The organism is Pandoraea sp. XJJ-1, from assembly GCF_026802345.1.
GTDB lineage: Bacteria > Pseudomonadota > Gammaproteobacteria > Burkholderiales > Burkholderiaceae > Pandoraea > Pandoraea cepalis.
In genome coordinates this window covers 5,153,149-5,172,382 of record NZ_CP113827.1, presented here as the reverse complement: position 1 = coordinate 5,172,382, position 19,234 = coordinate 5,153,149, and the positions used below count along the sequence as shown (strand labels likewise).

General features: G+C 64.2%; 21 protein-coding genes. 14 read left to right on the top strand and 7 right to left on the bottom strand.

The features are described from left to right. Nucleotides 1-491: 491 nt before the first annotated feature. A complete protein-coding gene (gene otnI / locus OYT13_RS23975; RefSeq protein WP_268567046.1) occupies nt 492-1,280 on the bottom strand; it encodes a 2-oxo-tetronate isomerase in 789 nt (262 codons plus the stop codon). A 57-nt stretch (nt 1,281-1,337) separates the two neighbouring features. Then, nucleotides 1,338-1,844, bottom strand: a complete 507-nt coding sequence (locus OYT13_RS23970) for an energy transducer TonB family protein (protein ID WP_017233598.1) — start codon at nt 1,842-1,844, stop codon at nt 1,338-1,340. Between the two features lie 298 nt (nt 1,845-2,142). On the opposite strand from OYT13_RS23970, the gene arsC reads away from it, so the two are divergent. Further along, nucleotides 2,143-2,499 (top strand): arsenate reductase (glutaredoxin), encoded by a 357-nt coding sequence (arsC, locus tag OYT13_RS23965; RefSeq protein WP_268567045.1) that lies wholly within the window; start codon nt 2,143-2,145, stop codon nt 2,497-2,499. A 73-nt stretch (nt 2,500-2,572) separates the two neighbouring features. On the opposite strand, the gene OYT13_RS23960 is transcribed toward arsC, so the two are convergent. After that, nucleotides 2,573-3,334 (bottom strand): exonuclease, encoded by a 762-nt coding sequence (locus OYT13_RS23960; protein WP_268567044.1) that lies wholly within the window; start codon nt 3,332-3,334, stop codon nt 2,573-2,575. After that, nucleotides 3,331-3,987: an MBL fold metallo-hydrolase gene (locus OYT13_RS23955; RefSeq protein WP_268567043.1), complete on the bottom strand. Its 657-nt coding sequence runs from the start codon at nt 3,985-3,987 to the stop codon at nt 3,331-3,333. Before OYT13_RS23955 ends, OYT13_RS23960 begins: the two co-directional genes overlap by 4 nt. Before the next feature lie 234 nt (nt 3,988-4,221). Between OYT13_RS23955 and OYT13_RS23950 the strand changes: the two genes are divergently transcribed. The 4 genes from OYT13_RS23950 (at nt 4,222) to OYT13_RS23935 (ending at nt 8,208) form a co-directional block, all read left to right on the top strand. After that, on the top strand, nt 4,222-4,839 hold the full coding sequence (locus OYT13_RS23950) for a septal ring lytic transglycosylase RlpA family protein (RefSeq protein ID WP_017233594.1): 618 nt from the start codon (nt 4,222-4,224) through the stop codon (nt 4,837-4,839). Between the two features lie 445 nt (nt 4,840-5,284). Next, a complete protein-coding gene (locus OYT13_RS23945) occupies nt 5,285-6,271 on the top strand; it encodes an ABC transporter substrate-binding protein (RefSeq protein WP_017233593.1) in 987 nt (328 codons plus the stop codon). A gap of 234 nt (nt 6,272-6,505) precedes the next feature. Then, nucleotides 6,506-7,411: an ABC transporter permease gene (locus OYT13_RS23940; protein WP_150564763.1), complete on the top strand. Its 906-nt coding sequence runs from the start codon at nt 6,506-6,508 to the stop codon at nt 7,409-7,411. Nucleotides 7,412-7,413: 2 nt separating this feature from the next. Beyond that, on the top strand, nt 7,414-8,208 hold the full coding sequence (locus OYT13_RS23935; protein ID WP_017233591.1) for an ABC transporter ATP-binding protein: 795 nt from the start codon (nt 7,414-7,416) through the stop codon (nt 8,206-8,208). Nucleotides 8,209-8,267: 59 nt separating this feature from the next. Here the strand turns inward: OYT13_RS23935 and OYT13_RS23930 are convergent, their stop codons facing one another. From OYT13_RS23930 to rsmI, 3 genes are all read right to left on the bottom strand, one after another. Continuing rightward, nucleotides 8,268-8,558: a type II toxin-antitoxin system RelE family toxin gene (locus OYT13_RS23930; protein ID WP_017233590.1), complete on the bottom strand. Its 291-nt coding sequence runs from the start codon at nt 8,556-8,558 to the stop codon at nt 8,268-8,270. After that, a complete protein-coding gene (locus OYT13_RS23925; RefSeq protein WP_017233589.1) occupies nt 8,545-8,787 on the bottom strand; it encodes a type II toxin-antitoxin system Phd/YefM family antitoxin in 243 nt (80 codons plus the stop codon). The genes OYT13_RS23930 and OYT13_RS23925 overlap by 14 nt, the downstream gene beginning before the upstream one ends. 178 nt (nt 8,788-8,965) lie before the next feature. After that, nucleotides 8,966-9,850, bottom strand: a complete 885-nt coding sequence (gene rsmI, locus OYT13_RS23920; RefSeq protein WP_017233588.1) for a 16S rRNA (cytidine(1402)-2'-O)-methyltransferase — start codon at nt 9,848-9,850, stop codon at nt 8,966-8,968. Between the two features lie 95 nt (nt 9,851-9,945). Here rsmI and OYT13_RS23915 point away from each other — a divergent pair, with 95 nt between their 5' ends. The 9 genes from OYT13_RS23915 to OYT13_RS23875 all read left to right on the top strand — a co-directional run bounded on the left by OYT13_RS23915 (nt 9,946) and on the right by OYT13_RS23875 (nt 19,186). Beyond that, entirely contained in the window at nt 9,946-10,299 is a 354-nt protein-coding gene (locus OYT13_RS23915) for a YraN family protein (protein WP_017233587.1), read from the top strand. A gap of 154 nt (nt 10,300-10,453) precedes the next feature. Beyond that, on the top strand, nt 10,454-11,041 hold the full coding sequence (locus tag OYT13_RS23910; RefSeq protein WP_017233586.1) for a phosphoheptose isomerase: 588 nt from the start codon (nt 10,454-10,456) through the stop codon (nt 11,039-11,041). Nucleotides 11,042-11,159: 118 nt separating this feature from the next. Continuing rightward, complete coding sequence (locus OYT13_RS23905) at nt 11,160-11,927, top strand: BON domain-containing protein (protein WP_017233585.1); 768 nt, start codon at nt 11,160-11,162, stop codon at nt 11,925-11,927. Nucleotides 11,928-11,959: 32 nt separating this feature from the next. Next, nucleotides 11,960-12,475: a c-type cytochrome gene (locus tag OYT13_RS23900; protein ID WP_261939593.1), complete on the top strand. Its 516-nt coding sequence runs from the start codon at nt 11,960-11,962 to the stop codon at nt 12,473-12,475. 10 nt (nt 12,476-12,485) lie between these two features. Further along, the gene (locus OYT13_RS23895; protein WP_268567042.1) at nt 12,486-13,781 is read left to right on the top strand and encodes an NAD(P)/FAD-dependent oxidoreductase; all 1,296 of its coding nucleotides are present in this window, start codon (nt 12,486-12,488) and stop codon (nt 13,779-13,781) included. Between the two features lie 199 nt (nt 13,782-13,980). After that, nucleotides 13,981-15,744, top strand: coding sequence for a ShlB/FhaC/HecB family hemolysin secretion/activation protein (locus OYT13_RS23890; RefSeq protein ID WP_268567041.1), 1,764 nt, complete (start codon nt 13,981-13,983; stop codon nt 15,742-15,744). Nucleotides 15,745-16,136: 392 nt separating this feature from the next. Further along, the gene (locus OYT13_RS23885) at nt 16,137-16,484 is read left to right on the top strand and encodes an ArsR/SmtB family transcription factor (RefSeq protein WP_017233580.1); all 348 of its coding nucleotides are present in this window, start codon (nt 16,137-16,139) and stop codon (nt 16,482-16,484) included. Nucleotides 16,485-16,641: 157 nt separating this feature from the next. Beyond that, nucleotides 16,642-18,009 (top strand): sulfite dehydrogenase, encoded by a 1,368-nt coding sequence (soxC, locus tag OYT13_RS23880; protein ID WP_268567040.1) that lies wholly within the window; start codon nt 16,642-16,644, stop codon nt 18,007-18,009. Next, complete coding sequence (locus tag OYT13_RS23875) at nt 17,993-19,186, top strand: c-type cytochrome (protein ID WP_017233578.1); 1,194 nt, start codon at nt 17,993-17,995, stop codon at nt 19,184-19,186. The genes soxC and OYT13_RS23875 overlap by 17 nt, the downstream gene beginning before the upstream one ends. The last annotated feature ends 48 nt before the right edge of the window (nt 19,187-19,234 follow it).

Genomic DNA, 19,234 nt, shown 5'->3' with positions numbered 1-19,234 from the left:
GTTACTCAGGATCACGAACCAAATGGAGCATCCGTCAATACGCCGGAAACCCATGCCGGAGAAGGCGAAGCGGCAGCATGAAGGGTCGCGCGAAGGTCTCAGGTGTTACAACCTGAAACACTTTGTTACCCCTCCCCCCATACGTTTCCACCAAAATGCTTTTCAACGCTGATGTGCTTATCCCCCGGTAACACCGCAGCGCGACTGTATCGGCGGAACGCGTCCCCCGGCGCGATCTGCAGGGTGGTTCGATGCAGTGCTCTGAATCTGGTCTCCTCGCGCTAACCCCGTAGCGTGTGGTTTTGGCGGGCCTACGTGTCCCGCCATTTTTTTTGCCTGCGCACACCTACATCTTTCCTACGCCTTTCGTCGTCATCCCAACGATTATTTCGCTCTCCGATTTACTTTTCGGAAATCGATTTATCCCTGCGTAAATGGGTAAGCGACATGCCGACCGGTGGTCGGCATGGTCGTCGCGGCGACTCAACAGCTTATCGGGTGGCCCTGAGCCACGGTTTGAGCCAGCCGAGTCCGGCGCGCGTCGCACCCTGCGGGCGATATTCGCACCCGACCCATCCCGCGTAGCCGAGTTCGTCAAGCAGACGGAAGAGAAACGGATAGTTGACTTCCCCGGTGTCGGGTTCGTGACGCGCAGGCACGCCTGCCACCTGCACGTGGCCGATATTGTCGATGTGCTGGCGTAGCTTGACCGCCAGGTCACCCTCGACGATCTGACAGTGATATACGTCGAACTGCACCTTGAGATGGCTCGCGCCGACCGCCTGGCGAATGGCCTGAGTCTGATCCTGTCGTGTCAGGAAATAGCGCGGAAAGTCACGCGGATTGATCGGTTCGATGAGAATCGTGACGCCATGCGCGGCAGCCTGTCCGGCCGCGTAGGCGAGATTGTCGAGATAAACGTCGCGGCAGCGCTCAAGCGACGCGGCGGGGTCGGGGCATCCGGCCATCACGTGCAGTTGGCGGCAGCCCAGCGTATCGGCGTAGTCGAGCGCGCGTTCGAGGCCGTCCCGAAACTGCGCTTCGCGCCCTGGCAGCGCTGCCAGCCCGCGCTCGCCGTTGGCCCAGTCACCGGCGGGGGTGTTGAACAGCACCTGCGTGAGCCCCGCGTCGTCCAGACGCGCCCGCACCTCTTGTGCGGGATGATCGTAAGGGAACAGGCATTCCACGCCCCGGAAGCCGTCGCTTGCGGCCTCGCGGAAACGCTCCAGAAACGGCACTTCCTGATAGAGCAGGGTCAGGTTCGCGGCAAATCGCGGCATGAGCATCTCCGTCGCCCGGCGCGGGCCGGGCAGGGTGGATCGATGCCTGTCACGATATCACTGCCCGTCGATCTGAGGCGCGGCCACGCTGCGCAACTGAAAGCGCCCGTCATCGTTGAAGAGCCAGGTTTCGACGGCGCGTACGCGGCCGCTGCTGTCGACCAGCGCACGGCTCGGCATCGGCAGCGGGCTGGCCCGTCGCAAGCTCGCCACCGCGATGCGCTCCGCTTCCTGGTCGCCATTGCTGCGATACAGCGCCACGCTCGTGATGTTCCCGCTGCGGTCTACCCAGTACTCGAGCGACACCACCGAGCGCAGCATCGGCTGGGGATTGCCCGGCGTGATCTGGCGGGCGTTGACCGCCGTCACGCGTTGCGCCGCGGCGATCTTGTACTGATCGAGCGCCGTGTATGGGACCCGGGCGGGCGTCATGTTGAGGATGAGCGGCTGTTTGGGCTCGAAATCCGGATTGGCGCAGCCCGACACCGCCAGAACACAGGCGATGACGGTGAAGCCTCCGGCGGCATGCGGCGTCCGCCGGCATTGAGAAGGTTGCGCATACATACATCGTCTCCCGCAACATTCGCGACACGGGTCTTCTTGTTCATCTACCGGGCGGGAGCGGTCTCGCAGATCGCGAATTCGTCCGCGCGAAGCGCCTCTCGACACAACGCGAAGCCCTCATTGCCTATGTTAGATGGCCCACGCGCGCCGCGCAGCGCGGTTAACACGTAGGTGTCGATGTGGACCCGGATGTCGGCGAGTGGCGGTATCCGTCGATACCATGCATACTCGCCAGCGCCTGTTTCAGGCGCGCACGACGCCGTCGCGCCTGACGCCTTTTGAACGTATTGGAGGGATCATGATTACCGTGTATCACAACCCGCGCTGCTCGAAGTCGCGCGAAGCGCTGGCTCTGGTGGAGGGGTCGCCGGCGGTGGGCGGGGGCGATCTGCAGATCATCGAGTATCTGAAGACCCCGCCGACGCTCGCCGATCTCAAGCGTTTGCACAACCTACTCGGCGTGCCGGTGCGCGAGATGATCCGAAGCAACGAAACCGAGTACACCGAGCTGGGCTTGGCCGACACGGCGATGACCGAGGACGCGTTGCTCGCCGCCGTGGCGGCGCATCCGAAGTTGTTGCAGCGACCCATCGTGGTCAACGGCGACAAGGCCGTGATTGCGCGTCCGCCCGACTTGGCGAGCCAGGTGCTGTAATCGACCGACGGCGGAAGCGGTCCCCGCGCCATGCGCGTCGAGCCCCTCGCGCATGGCACCGCGAGGTCCTGGCTCAGCCGTGCGCCGCGCTGTCCTTGCCGGGGCCGGTGTCTGGCGATTCGGCGTGCGCTACCGCCTCGGCCGCCGCTTGTGCTGCGGGCGACCTGAACACCGGCGCGTCGGCATTCGCCGTGAGTCCGGCGCCGCGCCAACCGGGGAGTTCGGTCAACGTCTTCTGCTGCTCGCGCAGCTCGGCGAGCATGTTGCAAAAGAGCGCACCTTGTTCGAGCGCGTCGTCGAGTGCCACGTGCGTGTGCGGCAGCGGGTCGAGCCAGACGGACGGCAGCCGCGGCTTGATGCACTTGCGGTAGGGCATGCCGGTCATGGCGAACGCGAGCGTCTTGATGTCGAGCGCCGACCATGAAAACGGACAACGACCGACGAAGCGCATCATGTACCAGAACATGAACGTGAAATCGAAGCCTGCCGGATAGGCGACGAACACCGGCTTGCCCGGCAGCTTCTCCACCCACTTCACATACGCCTTGAGCGCCTTGGTCGGGTCTTCCGGATCGACGCGGCAGGCCGCCCACGCGTCTGGCTCGGTCTTCCACCATTTCATCGTCAGCGGATGCCCCTTCGCGTCGGGCAGGCACTCGAGATTGGCACTGAACGTACCGATCAGCTCCTTGTCGGCCGTGTAGGCCGCCGACGCGAAACTGAGCATCGAATGCGGGCCGGGGATCGGGCCGTCGGCCTCGACGTCGGTGCTGACGAAAATCTCCTCGTCGGCGGGGATGATGCGCGAGGGGGTACGCGACACGGCCTCGCTCATGCGGCGCTCCCGGCGAGCACGGTATCGGCCACGTACGGATTGGTCTGACGTTCCTGACCGAAGGTGGAGACAGGGCCGTGTCCGGGAATGAAGGTCACGTCGTTGCCGAGCGGCCAGAGTTTGTTGCGGATCGACGCGATCAGGTCGGCGTGGTTGCCGCGCGGAAAATCGGTGCGGCCAATGGAGCCGGCGAAGAGCACGTCGCCCACGCTGGCCAGACGCTCGTCCGCCGAGAAGAACACGACATGACCCGGCGTATGCCCCGGGCAATGCAGCACGTCGAGGGTGACCTCGCCGAACGTGACCGTGTCGCCGTCACCCAGCCAGCGGTCGGGCGTGAACGGCTGTGGTTCGGGAAAGCCGAAGCGCGCGCTTTGTGTCTGAAGCTGGTCGATCCAGAACGCGTCGTCGGGATGCGGACCTTCGATGGGGACGTCGTATTTTTCGGCAAGTGCGCCCGCGCCGCCGCAATGGTCAAGGTGGCCGTGCGTCAGGAAGATTTTCTCGAGCGTCACGCCCTGGCGTTCGATCTCGCCGAGGATCCGGTCGATGTCGCCACCGGGGTCGACCACGGCGGCGCGCTTCGTCGCATCGCAGACGAGCAGGGTGCAGTTTTGCTGGAAAGGCGTGACAGGAATCAGAGTGACGTTCATGGGATATCGGGGACGCAGTTTTCGCCTATTGTAATTCGGGCGCGAGGGGACCCGCCGGGCGCGTCGCAATCGACGACACGCCCGAGCGCTGCTCGCCAAGCGGGTCGGAGCGCTTGAGCGAGCCGTGTCCGATGAGACTGACCAAGCCTGTGCGATGCTGATTCAGCGAGTCTCGGCGAGTAAGTGAACGCTCGCTGATAGGTTGCATTTTGCGTCGTGTTAAACTTGCGCGCTATGCGAACACGCGAGATCCTCACACGGTTCGCGGTCGGCTGCGCCCTCGCCCTGACGTTGACAGCCTGCACAACGCCGCTCGAACCCCTCAGCCCCACGGCTGCCGCCGCTTCGGCGACAGGCGCGCGCGCCCGTGCGCGCGAAGCCAACGCGCCCGTCGGGTCGAACTTCGATCTGCAGTGGCCCGGCAAGTCGTATCGTACCGAAGGTCTCAGTCCGGGCGATCCCGAAGCGCCGGATCGCGACGGCGAAGCGCATCTGCGCGCCGACGCCGGCACGTTTTACCAGACTGGCATGGCATCCTGGTATGGCAAGAAGTTTCATGGACGTCGCACGGCCACCGGCGAAACGTTCGACATGAACGAGCCGACCGCCGCGCATCCGACCTTGCCGCTGGGCAGCTTTGCGCTCGTGCGCAACATCGCCAACAACAAGACCGTCGTCGTCAAAATCAACGATCGCGGCCCCTACGCGCACAATCGCATCATCGACCTTTCCTACGGGGCGGCCAAGCAGCTCGGCTTTATCCGCGCCGGCCACGCCAAGGTCGAAATACGCCGCCTCTCCCGCACCGAAGTCGCTGCCCTCGGCCTGGACGACAGCAAGAACGCGCCCTGACGCCACGCGGCGTACGCGCGTCGTCGCGGCGCCTCGTTTCCCGACGGCCAATTCTGAAATCGCGTTGATGGCTTCCCAAGCCGGGGGATGCTCGCCGCACATTTGTTGTGCAAAATCCATCTATTCTGTGTAAAAAATCGCGCATTATTCCGATTTTTGCTACATCTGATAGGGCGAATGCCACGCACGAATGTGCGCACATCGGAAATTTGACGACCAAATCGACTAATTTTTTTCCGATTGCCGCATCAATCTGCCAGCGATTCGGCGCAGCCCGATATTCCACGGGCCTTTCAGGCGGTTGCGTTGGCAACCGTTGTTCGCTCAGGGGGATGTGGGTAGACTGTGCCCCACGCGCCAGTGCACGTTTTGTGTGCATCCGAATGAGACCCGGCGAGACACGGGCTCAGCGCACCTATCAAAGAGCATTCCTGGAGGAGTTTTGATGTCGACGATGGGCAAATTCGCCAAGCGCACCCTGCTGTGCGCCGTGGCCGCAACGTTGTTGGGCACGACCGGCGCGGCCTTCGCGCAGGGAACAAAATCGGTGGCCGTGTTGGCGATCGTGGAGCACCCGGCGCTGGACGCCATCCGCGATGGCGCACGCGACGAACTCAAGGCGGAAGGGTACGAGGTCGGCAAGAACCTCAAGTGGGAATACCAGAGCGCACAGGGTAACGTCGGTACGGCCGCGCAGATCGCCCGCAAGTTCGTGGGCGACCAGCCGGACGTGATCATCGGCATTGCCACGCCCACGGCGCAGGCCGTGGCGGCCGCGACCAAGTCCGTGCCGCTGGTCTACTCGGCCGTGACCGATCCGGTCGCGGCGCAACTGGTCAAGAATTGGGCGCCGTCGGGCACCAATGTGACCGGCGTGTCCGACAAGCTGCCGCTGGACAAGCAGGTCGCGCTGATCAAGCGTGTCGTGCCGAACGCCAAGCGTGTCGGCATGGTGTACAACCCGGGTGAAGCGAACTCGGTCGTGGTCGTCAACGAGCTGAAGAAGTTGCTGCCCGCTGCCGGACTGACGCTGGTCGAAGCGGCCGCGCCCCGCACCGTCGACATCAGTTCGGCGGCCAACAGCCTGGTCGGCAAGGTCGACGTGATCTACACGAACACGGACAACAACGTCGTGTCGGCGTATGAATCGCTGGTGAAGGTGGCCAACGACCGCAAGATCCCGTTGGTCGCGTCGGATACCGATAGCGTAAAGCGCGGCGCCATTGCGGCACTGGGCGTGAACTATTACGACCTGGGCCGTCAGACCGGGAAGGTGGTCGGGCGCATCTTGAAGGGAGAGAAGCCGGGGGCGATTGCCTCGCAGACCAGCTCGAATCTGGAACTGTTCGTTAACACGGCGGCGGCCGCCAAGCAAGGCGTGACGCTGTCGGACGATCTGGTGAAGGAAGCCAAGACGGTCATCAGGCAGTAAAGCGTGCGTGAGCGCGGTAAGGCGGGGTGTACCTCCCCGGCTCACCGCAGCGCGACAGGGCGGCGCCCGGACACCCTCTGTCCCCGCCGCTCTTTTCCTATCGAATGGGTGGGACGGCTCCCCCCGACAGCGGTCGCACAACGACCGGCGATGCCCCGAACTGGCCGACGTCGGCCGTGTGAGCGCTGATGCCGAGACCCGGCATGGGCCGTCTTGCGCAGTGGAATTACGACAATGTCTCTTTTTTCTATGATGGGCGCCCTGGAGATCGGTCTGATCTTCAGTCTCGTGGCGCTCGGGGTGCTGATTTCCTTCCGCATCCTCAATTTCCCTGATTTGACCGTCGACGGCAGCTTCGCCCTGGGCGGCGCGGTCGCGGCTACGCTGATCGCCGGCGGCACCAATCCTTTCGCCGCGACCGTGGCGGCGATGGCGGCGGGCGCGCTGGCCGGCTTCATCACCGGCTGGCTCAATGTGCGCCTGAAGATCATGGATCTGCTCGCCAGTATCCTGATGATGATCGCGCTCTATTCCGTGAACCTGCGGGTGATGGGGGCACCGAACGTGCCGCTGATTACCTCGCCGACCGTCTTTACGATGCTCCTGCCGGACAACGTGTCCTGGTTGCCGGACTATGTGACGCGTCCGTTGTTGCTGCTGGGCGTGGTCATCGTGGTGAAGCTTGGGCTGGATTATTTCTTCCTTTCGCAACAGGGCTTGGCGATGCGCTCGACAGGCGCGAATTCGCGCATGGCGCGGGCGCAAGGCGTGAATACCGGTCACGAGATTCTGGCGGGCATGGCACTCTCGAATGCGCTGGTGGCGCTTGCGGGTGCGTTGTTCGCGCAATCGCAGGGCGGCGCGGACATTTCGATGGGGATCGGTACCATCGTGATTGGCTTGGCGGCGGTCATCATTGGCGAGACGATTCTGCCGGCCCGACGCCTCATTCTCACAACGTTGGCGGTGGTCGTCGGTGCGGTGCTTTACCGCTTCTTCATCGCGCTCGCGCTCAACAGCGATTTCATCGGCCTGAAGGCGCAGGATCTGAATTTGGTGACGGCATTGCTCGTGGCGGTGGCATTGGTGCTGCCGGCAACGCGTCGCAAGCTGTTCCCCCGCAAGAACGGAGGTGCCTGATCATGTTGAGCGCAAAAGACCTCAAGATCACTTTCAATCCGGGCACGCCCATCGAGAACCGTGCGCTGCGCGGCATGTCGCTGGACATCCCGACGGGCCAGTTCGTCACCGTGATCGGTTCGAACGGTGCGGGCAAGTCCACGTTCCTGAATGCCATCAGCGGCGACTTGCGGGTCGATTCGGGCACGATTTCGATCGACGGTAACGACGTCACGAAGAAGACGGCGTGGCAGCGGGCGAGTCAGGTGGCGCGCGTGTTCCAGGATCCGATGGCCGGCACCTGCGAGGCGCTGACCATCGAGGAAAACATGGCATTGGCGGTCAAGCGGGGCGAACGCCGGAGTTTCGGGTTCGCGCTGAATCGGGAGCTGCGTGAGCGGTTCCGCGAGAAGCTGAGCCTGCTCAACCTTGGGCTGGAAAACCGGCTCTCGGACCGTATCGGGCTGCTCTCCGGCGGTCAGCGTCAGGCGGTGAGCCTGTTGATGGCGTCGTTGCAGCCGTCGCGGATCTTGCTGCTCGACGAGCATACGGCCGCGCTGGACCCCAAGACGGCGGCGTTTGTGCTGGAACTGACGGCACGCATCGTGCAAGAGAGCAAGCTGACGGCGATGATGGTCACGCACAGCATGCGTCAGGCACTGGACTACGGCGACCGCACCGTGATGCTGCATCAGGGCAAGGTCGTGCTGGACGTGTCGGGCGAGGAACGCAAGGGCCTGGACGTTCCCGATCTGCTGCAGATGTTCGAACGCACCCGCGGCGAACAGCTCGATGATGACGCGCTGCTGCTGAGCTAACGCGTTGGAATGTCAGGACACAAGCCCGCTTCGGCGGGTTTGTTTCATTATCGGCGGCGTCACTGAACGCGTTTTCGGGCCGTGCGATAAGTCGCAAGGTGCTCTCGTTTGCCGACGGCGACCACCAACACGGTGACGGCTTTGTCGTCGACTCGGTAGACGAGCCGGTATCCCACCGATGCGAGTTTGATCTTGTAGCAGTCCGGCATCGACCTTAGCCGACTGCCGGGAACTTGGGGTCTTTGCAGCCGTTGCTGCAACTTCGCTTTGAACTGGCGCTGGATCGTGGAATCGAGCGCCTGCCACTCCTTGAGGGCAGAGGGTAGGAACTGCAGGTCATAGGTCGTCAAGCTGGGTACTCACCGGCGTTTCGCCGGCGCGTGAACGGATAAGGTCGGCGAGTTCAGCGTCATCGAGCCGCTCGCAGATCGCTTCCCAATCCGCTGCGGGGACGAGATAGGCGACCGGCGTGTTCCGGTTCAGGATGGCGACGGGGCCATCGGCTCGATGGATGGCGGCACTGGGGTTCGATTTCAATTCGCTGATTCCGATCGATGCGCGGGCAAGGATGTTTTTCATGTGACATCTCATCAGGCCCGGGGGGAGGCGGCCGATTCGCTGACGCGTACCAGCCGAGACCCTGAGATCGAGCCAATCATAGAGGGAATATCGAGGGGAGAGTTTGGGGAGTCGCTGAGAATTTCTCCAGAAACGTCCGAATCTTTAGGCCTCAAAAAACGTATCCCACGCGGGGCGATCAACCATTTTTGAGCGCCAGCGCTCGCTCGTAAAGCGCGTTCTTCGGTGCGCCGGTGATCGCGGCGGCGAGCTTCGCGGCACTTTTCGTCGGCAGTTCAGCCACCAGCAACGCGAGCACGCGCTGCGCTTCGGCGTCGACACCATCTTCGCTAGCGCTCGCTGCCGCGCCCGATACCGCCAGCACGAATTCGCCACGCTGACGGTTCGCGTCCGCCTTCAGCCAGGCCACGCCTTCGCTCAGCGCACATTCGTGAATCTCCTCGAAGCGCTTGGTCAACTCACGTCCGATCAACAGTCGGCGCGCACCGCCCAATCCATCGGCGAGTGCCGCGACCGTCTCTACGATCCGATGCGGCGCTTCGTAGAAGACCTGCGCCGAGGTCGCCCCTGCAAGCGCAGCAATCGCCTGGGCCCGTTGCTGCGCCTTCGATGGCAGGAAACCCACGAACGTGAACGTCTCCACCCAGGCGCCGGCCGCCGAGAGCAGCGTAATCACCGCGCTCGCGCCTGGTACCGGCACCACGCCGAGCCCGGTCGCACGCACCGCATCGACCAGTCGCGCGCCTGGATCCGAGATGCCCGGGGTGCCTGCGTCTGAAATGTAGGCGATGCGCTCGCCACCCCGCAGACGCTCGACCAACCGCGTCGCCACTTCGTTTTCGTTGTGCTGGTGGGCCGCAATCAACGGCTTGTCGATGCCATACCGCTGGAGCAACTGCGCGCTATTGCGCGTATCTTCACAGGCGATAGCGTCAACCATCCCGAGGATGTACAGCGCTCGCACCGTGATGTCGGCGGTATTGCCCAACGGCGTGGCGACGACGTACAGCGTGCCCACCGGGTAATGCTGGCCCTCGGCCAGGGACATCAGGCGCTCATCCATGGCGTCGCACTCCCGCAAACGGCGTCGTTGCCGTGCGGGGCACACAGGCGTTGGTAACACCGGCAGCGCCGGCAACGGTAAACATCGGAACAACCATGTCGAATCAGTTAGGAGAATCGTTCGAGGACCACGCTCAGACGTTGCTGGAGCGACGCGGCTGGCGGCTCGTCGCGCGCAATTATCGGTGTCGCGGCGGCGAAATCGACCTCATTATGCGGGATTGCGCGGGTGTACTGGTATTCGTCGAGGTGCGCGCCCGCGCGCGCAGCGACTTCGGCGGGGCCGCCGAGAGCATTACGCGCGCCAAACGCCGCCGCCTGGCCTTGGCCGCGCGTCACTATCTGCTGCGGCGTCCCGCGGGGCGTTGTCGTTTCGACGTGGTGACGTTCGACGGACGTCCGCCGGTGGTGCGCTGGCTGCCCGACGCTTTCCGAGCCGACGATCTCTGACGAAACCCGTGTCCGCCGGCCTGTTACACTTGCGAACGCGCCGTTTTCAAGATTTTCAAGACTGATACGGCCTTTGAACGCCGGCCGATGCAGGCGAGTGCCCTCGGGCACCCATGCAAGGCCGGCCGCTTTTGCGACACCCTGGCAAACGACCATGTCGATCGAACGAATTCAGCAACACTTCACGGATAGCGTCGAGACCAAGCTGGCGGCGCGCGACGCACTGCCCGAATATATCGCCGCCGCCGCGGACGTCATGTTCGAAGCGCTGTCCAACGGCAACAAGATTCTCGCTTGCGGTAACGGCGGCTCGGCCGCCGACTGCCAGCACTTCGCGGCCGAACTCGTCGGCCGCTTCGAGCGCGAGCGCCCCGAATTGCCGGCCATCGCGCTGACCACGGACTCGTCGATCCTGACGGCCATCGGCAACGACTACAACTTCGACGCCATCTTCTCGAAGCAGGTGCGTGCGCTCGGGCACGAGGGCGATGTCCTGCTCGCCATCACCACGTCGGGTAATTCCGGCAACGTGCTCGCCGCCATTGAAGCGGCGCACGAACGCGGCATGCACGTGATCGCGCTGACCGGCAAGGGCGGGGGCAAGGTCAATGCGGCGCTGGGTGAGCTGGACGTGCACATCTGCGTCCCGGCTGATCGTACCGCGCGCATTCAGGAAGTTCACCTGCTCACGATTCACTGCCTGTGCGACCTGGTCGACGCGATGCTGTTCGGCGAAGCGTGAACCTATTGCCGTCATTCGGCGTCAAGAGCATGACAGGTACTGCGCCGCGGGGGCGGGCGGTGCCGGCTGGGCGCGGCGGGGGCCGTCCCGTTCGATCATCCAACAAGGAGAATGCCCGATGAATTTCCAACGCGTGGTCAAGCCGCTCGCCGCGGCGGCGTTGATTGCTGCAACCCTGGCCGGTTGTGCCCCCATCATTCTCGGCGGTGCCGCGACCGGCGCACTCGTCGCCACCGACCGCCGTTCCGTCGGCGCGCAGACGGAAGACCGTGAAATTCAGATCAAGGCCGAAGCCAATACCGCGAATAACTTGCCAGACGCCGCCCACGTCAACGTAACGGTCTTCAACCGTCGCGTGTTGCTCACCGGCGAAGTTCCGAACGACGCCAGCAAGCAGCGCGCCGTCGAAATCGTCAAGCAGATCAGCAACGTGCGCGGCATCGTCGACGAACTTGCCATCGGACCGGCCAGCTCCTTTGGTTCGCGCTCGAACGACGCGTGGATCACCAGCAAGGTCAAGGCCAACCTGATCAACACGAAGGAAATCTCGGCCAACGTCTTCAAAGTGGTCACCGAGCGTGGCGACGTGTATCTGCTGGGCCTCGTGTCGGAAGAGGAAGGCCGCATCGCCGCCAACGTGACCAGCCGTATCGACGGGGTGCAGAAGGTCATCAAGCTGTACGAATACATCAAGCCGGAAGAGGCGCAGCGCCTCTCGACCGAGGCCTCGAAGAACCCGGCCCCGGTGACTGACGATTCGAGCGCCGCGGCGGTCACGACCACGCCGATCGACACCGAAACGGTCACGGCCAAGCCGCTGTCCTCGCCTGCGCCGATCAGCGACGCACCGATCAAGCCCGGTCCGTCGAACAAGACCGGTAACTGACGCGCGCTACCCGAGCGCCTCGGACACTGCGCGTGCGCACCCGTGCCGTTACCGGCTCAGCCGCCGACTGCCGCGATCGTCTGCCTCGTCCATCTGCGCGATGGGTGACGCCGGCCATCGCGGCGGCGCTCGTTCTGACGATCGGAACCGGGGTTGTCGCCACCGCGACGGCATGGGCGGCACCGGTATCCGGCGTGCGCGCCGCCTCCCCGGTCTACGTCGAGCCGGCGGCGCCGCAGGCGCCCCAGCCCGACTGGCAAGCCCGCGACTGGGCGATGGCGTGCATGACATGTCATAACGCGTCGGCGCCAGTGAGCACGGGCAAGGCAACGCTGCCCGCGCTGGACGGGCGCCCGGCGACGGAACTCATGTCGGCGTTGCAAGCCATGCGCGATGGGCAGCGTACCGCCACGCTGATGCCCCAACTGCTCAAAGGCTATCGCGACGACGAGTTGCGTCGCATCGCCGCGTACTTCGCCTCGCAGCCGGCGGGCAAGGGCGCGTCAGCGTCGCCGCGCACGCCTCAAACGTCTCAAACGCCTCGATAGGGCCGACACGATGCGCCGCCGCAACTTTCTTCTTGGCATGGGCTCGACGGTCGCACTGGCCGGTGTCACCCGCGCATGGGCGGCGCCGCTCTGGCCGACACCGCTCAAGACGCGTGCCCGTGTCGTTGTGATCGGCGGCGGATTCGGTGGCGCGACGGCGGCCAAGGCGTTGCGCATGCTCTCGGGCAACACGATAGACGTCACCTTGGTCGAACCGAATCCCGCCTTTGTCTCGGCCCCGTTGTCGAACCTCGTAGTGGGCGGCCACTTGCGGGTAAGCGACCTGACAGTGCCCTACGACAGGCTCGTCGAACGGCACGGCGTGGTCTGGCGACGCACACGCGCCCAGGCCATCGACGCCGCCAACCAACAGGTGCGGCTCGCCGATGGCGGTCGCCTTTCCTACGACAAGCTCATCGTCGCCCCAGGGGTGTCGCTGCGTAGGGAGGCCATTGCCGGACTCTCCGATCCCGCGGTGCGCGACGCCTTGCCGGTGGGATGGACCGACGCCCGCGAAAGCGCCGCGTTGCACGCGCGTTTGCGGGCGATGCCCGACGGTGGGGTCGTCGCCATCACGATCCCCGAGGCGCCGTTTCGCTGTCCGCCCGCGCCGTATGAGCGCGCGTGTCAGGTCGCCGCCTGGCTCAAACGTCACAAGCCGCGTGCCAAAGTGCTCGTCTTTGACACCAACGATCAGGTGCTCGCGGAAGCCGAGCAGTTTCAGGCGATTTGGGGCACCCAATATGCCGGAATCGTTGAGTACCACCCGCAGTTCAATTGCACGGAAGTCGCGGCCGATGGTGCGAAGTGGCTGGCGCGCTTTGAGCTGGGTGAGGAAATCAAGTCCGACGTGCTCAATGTCATCCCGCCGATGCGGGCGGGCGATATCGCGGTGGACAGTGGGCTGGCGACGGCCAACGGCCGTTGGTGCGACGTCGACTTTCTGACGTTTGCGTCGACCGCGCAACCCGACATCCATGTGCTGGGGGACGCCATTCAGATCGCCCCGCAGATGCCCAAGTCCGGCCATATGGCCAACCAGCACGGCAAGGTTTGCGCCGCAGCCATCGTGGCGGCCCTGTCAGGGCGCGCGGTCAACCCGGAGCCGCTTTACAGCAACACCTGTTACACGTTCGTCTCGGCGACCGAAGCGATGCACGTGGCCAGCGTTCACCGATACGACGCCGCGCAGCGCACCATGCTCCCGGTGCCGGGCACAGGTGGCGCGTCGTCGCGCGCCACACCGGACGAATTCGCCCTGGGACTCGCATGGGCACAGGGCATCTGGGCCGACATGCTGGCGTGACGCGGGTTCCGGTGGCATTCGCCGTCGTTGAAGCGCGTTTGGAGGCGACTCTCTAAGCGGCGCAAAGACCGTGCCGCCGTAGTGCGTGATCGCGTTGTTGTGTGGGCGCCGCATCGCTGCAAATTCCTTCGTTGACTGGGCCTCACGCCTCTCGGTTACACTGGCCGCACGAAAAAATAAGCATTCAAGGGGCATAGGGATGGCGCATCGCCAGGGAGCAGCCCGTCTTGCGCCACGCGTCGCGCGTGGGAATTCGGTCAAGTCGGCGCAAAGCCGTAAGGTCGTTCGAGTCGTCGCCGTATCGTTGTGTTCCATTGGCCTGCTAAGCGTGCACGACGCCTTGGCCGACGGGAGCCCCGTGCGTGGCGACCCGCTGCAAAGCATTCCAAAGATCGAGGTGCCCAAGGCGCCCGCCGCCACCTTTCGCATTCAGCCGCCGACGCAGGAAGACGCGCTCAAGTCGCTGCTCGCGCGCAAGATGACCCCACAGCGTTTCGGTATCGAAGGCGTCAAGTCGTTGCCGTTCGCCGACGTGGCCGGGGTCTTCGCGCCGCTGGCGGGCAAGGAAGTGACCATTGGCGATCTGGTCGAAAAGGCCAATCAGGTCACGAAGATGTATCAGGACGCGGGCTATCTGCTGTCCTTCGCCTTCGTCCCCGCGCAAGACTTCAAAGACGGCTTCGTGCGCGTGACGATCGTTGAAGGCTATATCTCGAGCACGAAAATCACGGGCAAGCCGGGGCCGTCGGAACAGCGGTTGCGCGACATCGCCGCGCACATCGAGGCGGAACGTCCGCTCAAGCGCGCCACGTTCGAGCGCTATCTGAACCTGCTCACGCTCGTGCCCGGCATGAAGATCAAGGCCGACGTGCAACCGCCCACGCAGACCGACGGCGCGACCGAACTCTCGCTCGACGTTACGCGTCAACCCGTAGCGCTGGGCACGTCGCTCACCTATAACAACCCCGGTATTCGCGGTGTGTTCACGGTGACAAGCAACGCGCTCACCCCGCTCGGCGAACAGATTCAGCTCACGGCCATCGCCCCGAAGGGGCATAACGACGAAGAGTTCTATGCGGGGTCGTACATCCAGCCGCTCGGGTCGAACGGATTGCAGGCGCGCGTGGACGCGTCGCACTATCGCGGACAGCCAGACGATCAGGCGCTGGCCGGTCTGACGCGACACCTCGACACCAAGCGTGTCGCCGTGACCGTGTCGTACCCGATCCTGCTCAACAATCAGCGCAACCTGACGGTCAGCGGCGGCATGTACGGCGTGAATTCGCGCGATCGCTACGAAGTACCGAATTCGCCGAACAACATCAATTCGCAGACGAACGTGCGGGCCGCGCAGGTTCAGCTCGCGTACAACGAGGTCACCGAGAAGCAGACCCGCAGCGCCACGCTCGGCGTGTTCAAGGGCTTTACCGGGATGGGGGCGAGCCAGTCGTACACGACGCAGCCGGCGGGCGTCGCGCAAATACTCGGCCCCTACGATCTCGGCTTCTGGCGCTTCACGCTCGACGGCAAACAGGGGCTCGTGCTGCCGTGGGAATTCGGTGTCGTCGTCGCGGCGGGCGCGCAGTACAGTGCCAACACGTTGCCGACGTCCGAGCAGGCGACGTTCGGCGGTCAGCGCTTCGGCCTCGGCTATCCGGCCGGCGAAATCGCCGGGGACAGGGGGTGGGGGGCGTCGATCGAACTCAATCGGATGTTCCGCACCGACTTCCGCTTCCTCAAGACGATTCAGCCGTACCTGATGCTCGATACGGCGCGCGTCTATCTGAGTTCGGGGCCGTTGTTCCACAACCAGCTCGCCTCCGTGGGCCTGGGCGTGCGGGTCTCCGACAGCAAGTACTACTCGCTCGACCTGTCGGTCGCCAAGCCGATGGCCGACGCGCCGACCAACTCGCCGAGCCGTCCGCTGCGGTTCAATGCGAACTGGTCATATCAATTCGAGTAAGACGGGATGGCGATTCGTCGCCATTCCGCCATCGCTCACGGACGACGTCCGCAAAATGTCGTGCTCTGGCACGCTGTCTCCCGCCACTTTCTTATCGGGTTTTTCCCTGATGCGCCAATCCGTCGGGTCGTCGCGCATGCGGCTGCACCTGACGGTAGGCTCGGCGTTGCATGTCGCGCAAACGCATATGAGGTGGAGCGCTATATCCCTGGATATACACGGCAGCGCGTCTGACCGACGCCCAATGCGCGCCCTCCGCAACGAGACATCGGTCGCCAACGTGTTGCAGTGCAGCTTGCGTCCGACGCGCATTGTTTTGATTATCCGTATATGCGTCATTAGGCATATACGAAATTCCTTGTGCCAGCATACGAACTCAAAGACTGACCGTCATGGAAGAACTCGATCGCGTATTCGAAAAGGTGTCGCACTACTTCAGCCTGCTCTCCGAGCCAACGCGGTTGCGGATTCTGCATGCGCTGTGCGGTGGCGAACGCTCGGTGAGCGAGGTGGTGACGCAGGTGGGATCGTCGCAGACGAATGTATCGCGGCATCTCGGGGCAATGTATCAGGCGGGCGTGTTGGCACGGCGTCGCGACGGGAATCAGGTGTATTACACGATCGCGGATACCGGGGTGGTCGAGATCTGCCGCGCGGTGTGCGTGCAGGTCGCCGGCCGACTCGAGGAGGAGGCGCTGCCGGAGCGTGCCGTCGATGGCTTCATGCCACGCGCCAACTGAAGCACGCAGCAGACCGTGGCAATACCGTAGTACTGCGGCACGGCAATACCCGTAGGTCAGTGCGGCAACCAGACCGCACATATCGATTCGAACGCAAGCGGTAAGCCGTCCGTGTCCTCGCGACGCTGGCGGACGCCACAAAACGCGAGGAGACAGGGTGAGCAAGACCAGCGATAGCGCATCGCGAGCCGGCCGTTTGCGCCGGGCTCCGGAGAACTTCGTCGACAGCACGCTTGCCGACGACATTGCCCGCGACGGGTTGAATCCCACCCGGCGCAATTTCCTGCAGCGCAGCTTCCTGGCCGCCGGTGCCGCGCTCGCGGGCGGTGCGGCCTTTGCCGCCGACGCGCCCAAGACCGCCGGGGATCCGATGATTCTCGAGCCGCGTCCGTGGGCCACGTCGCTCGGCCAGCCGGTCGCGGCACGTCCGTACGGCATGCCGTCGAAATTCGAAGCGAACTTGCAACGCCGTCAGTCGCCGGGACTGACGCAAACGGCGCAGGCGTCGGTGGCCTTCACGCCGCTGCAAGGTCTGTTCGGCATCATCACGCCCAGCGGGCTGCACTTCGAGCGCCATCATCAGGGCTGGCAGGAGATCGATCCAACGCAGCATCGCCTGATGGTGCATGGCCTCGTGCGCGAAGCGAAGGTGTACACGATGGACGACATCATGCGCCTGCCGTCCGTGTCGCGTATGCACTTCATCGAATGCGGCGCGAACACCGGCATGGAGTGGGGCAATGCCGCCGTGCCGACCGTCCAGTACACGCACGGCATGCTGTCGTGCTGCGAATTCACGGGCGTGCCGCTGTCGGTTCTGCTCGACGAGGTGGGCGCCGATACCAAGCGCGGCCAATACGTGCTCGCCGAAGGCGGCGACGGCTCCGGTATGACCCGAACGATCTCGATGGAGGCGGCGCTCTCCGACGTGCTCGTCGCCTGGGGTATGAACGGCGAAATGCTGCGCCCCGAAAACGGTTATCCGCTGCGGCTGGTCGTGCCCGGCGTGCAGGGTGTGTCGTGGGTGAAATGGCTGCGTCGCATCAAGGTCGGCGACGCGCCGTGGAACACCAAGGATGAAACGAGCCATTACGTCGACTTGATGCCGGACGGCCAGCATCGCCAGTACACGTCGATCCAGGAGTGCAAGTCGGTCATCACGTCGCCCTCCGGGGGACAGGCGTTGCTCGATCGCGGCTATTTCAACGTGACGGGTCTTGCGTGGTCGGGGCGGGGCCGCATCAAACGGGTCGACGTGTCGACCGATGGCGGCAAGACCTGGCGCGCGGCGCGGCTCGAATCGCCTGTGCTGCCGAAGTGCCTCACGCGCTTCAATTTCGATTGGCGATGGGATGGCTCGCCGGCGCTCCTGCAAAGCCGGGCCATGGACGAGACGGGCTTCGTGCAACCGCGTTATCGGCAACTGCGGGAAGTGCGCGGCACGAAGTCGATCTATCACAACAACGCAATCCAGACGTGGCAAGTGGCGACGAACGGGGAGGTGACCAATGTCCACGTCGATTGAACTTAAGTTGCAGCGCCCCATGCGTCGGCGCGCGCAGTCGGTGGTGCTGGCCGTGCTCTGGGTGGCCGCATTGACGCTCGCGGGCCTGACCGTCGCGGCCTGGTTCTCGGCCCCGGCGCAGGCGGCGCCGGTCCAGCCCGCGATCAAGGCGCCACCTGGGATCGGACGCGATGCCACGCCGGCGGAATTGAGCGCGTGGGACATCGATGTGCGCCCTGACTTCAAAGGGTTGCCCAAAGGGCAGGGATCCGTTGCCGACGGCCAGAAGGTGTACGACGCGCGCTGCGCATCGTGTCACGGCACGTTTGGCGAGAGCAACGAGGTGTTCAATCCGCTGGTGGGGGGCACCACCGCCGACGACATCAAGACGGGGCACGTGGCCTCGCTGCGCGCGAACAATCAGCCGGTGCGCACCACCTTCATGAAGGTCGATACGATCTCGACGATCTGGGATTACATCCGTCGCGCCATGCCGTGGAACGCGCCGCGTTCGTTGAAGCCCGACGAGGTATACGCGGTCACCGCCTATCTCCTGAATCTTGCGGAGATCGTGCCGTCGGACTTCGTGCTGTCGGACAAGACCATTGGCGACGTGCAGAAACTGATGCCCAATCGCAACGGGATGACGCGTGCGCATGGCATGTGGCGCGTGGGCGACAAACCGGATACTCATAACAAGGCGTGTATGCAGGATTGTCCTGAGGCTGGTATCGTGACGTCCGCACTCCCTGCGTACGCCCGCGACGCGCATGGGGATCTGGCCGCGCAAAACCGGATCATCGGTCCGGTGCGCGGTGTCGATACGAAGCTGCCGCCGCTGTCGGGCACTGCCGCGCAAAACGCGTCGGTGCGCAAGACGGCGGCCCTCGCCACGCTCGGCATGGCGAGTTCGGACGCGCCGGCCCATTCCGCCGCTGCGACGTCATCGGCAGCAACGCTTGCGGACAAGAACGGTTGTCTGGCGTGTCACGGCGTGACCGACAAAAAGATCGGACCCGCCTTCTCGGAGGTCGCCACCAAGTACCATGGGCAGCCGGATGCGGCTGAAAAACTGGTGGCGAAGATACGTGCCGGAGGCGCCGGCAATTGGGGCAGCATGCCAATGCCGCCGCAATCGCAGGTCGCCGAAACCGATATCCGTACGATGGTCGACTGGATTCTCCGTGGTGCACATTGAGCGGGCAGGAGGTTCGACGGACGCGCCGAGGGTTTCGGGCCGCCGCAG

Bases quoted from the DNA above. Each gene is read 5' to 3' on its own strand.
- otnI (WP_268567046.1), bottom strand. From the start codon at position 1,280: ATGCCGCGATTTGCCGCGAACCTGACCCTGCTCTATCAGGAAGTGCCG.
- OYT13_RS23970 (WP_017233598.1), bottom strand. From the start codon at position 1,844: ATGTATGCGCAACCTTCTCAATGCCGGCGGACGCCGCATGCCGCCGGA.
- arsC (WP_268567045.1), top strand. From the start codon at position 2,143: ATGATTACCGTGTATCACAACCCGCGCTGCTCGAAGTCGCGCGAAGCG.
- OYT13_RS23960 (WP_268567044.1), bottom strand. From the start codon at position 3,334: ATGAGCGAGGCCGTGTCGCGTACCCCCTCGCGCATCATCCCCGCCGAC.
- OYT13_RS23955 (WP_268567043.1), bottom strand. From the start codon at position 3,987: ATGAACGTCACTCTGATTCCTGTCACGCCTTTCCAGCAAAACTGCACC.
- OYT13_RS23950 (WP_017233594.1), top strand. From the start codon at position 4,222: ATGCGAACACGCGAGATCCTCACACGGTTCGCGGTCGGCTGCGCCCTC.
- OYT13_RS23945 (WP_017233593.1), top strand. From the start codon at position 5,285: ATGTCGACGATGGGCAAATTCGCCAAGCGCACCCTGCTGTGCGCCGTG.
- OYT13_RS23940 (WP_150564763.1), top strand. From the start codon at position 6,506: ATGTCTCTTTTTTCTATGATGGGCGCCCTGGAGATCGGTCTGATCTTC.
- OYT13_RS23935 (WP_017233591.1), top strand. From the start codon at position 7,414: ATGTTGAGCGCAAAAGACCTCAAGATCACTTTCAATCCGGGCACGCCC.
- OYT13_RS23925 (WP_017233589.1), bottom strand. From the start codon at position 8,787: ATGAAAAACATCCTTGCCCGCGCATCGATCGGAATCAGCGAATTGAAA.
- rsmI (WP_017233588.1), bottom strand. From the start codon at position 9,850: ATGGATGAGCGCCTGATGTCCCTGGCCGAGGGCCAGCATTACCCGGTG.
- OYT13_RS23915 (WP_017233587.1), top strand. From the start codon at position 9,946: ATGTCGAATCAGTTAGGAGAATCGTTCGAGGACCACGCTCAGACGTTG.
- OYT13_RS23910 (WP_017233586.1), top strand. From the start codon at position 10,454: ATGTCGATCGAACGAATTCAGCAACACTTCACGGATAGCGTCGAGACC.
- OYT13_RS23905 (WP_017233585.1), top strand. From the start codon at position 11,160: ATGAATTTCCAACGCGTGGTCAAGCCGCTCGCCGCGGCGGCGTTGATT.
- OYT13_RS23895 (WP_268567042.1), top strand. From the start codon at position 12,486: ATGCGCCGCCGCAACTTTCTTCTTGGCATGGGCTCGACGGTCGCACTG.
- OYT13_RS23890 (WP_268567041.1), top strand. From the start codon at position 13,981: ATGGCGCATCGCCAGGGAGCAGCCCGTCTTGCGCCACGCGTCGCGCGT.
- OYT13_RS23885 (WP_017233580.1), top strand. From the start codon at position 16,137: ATGGAAGAACTCGATCGCGTATTCGAAAAGGTGTCGCACTACTTCAGC.
- OYT13_RS23875 (WP_017233578.1), top strand. From the start codon at position 17,993: ATGTCCACGTCGATTGAACTTAAGTTGCAGCGCCCCATGCGTCGGCGC.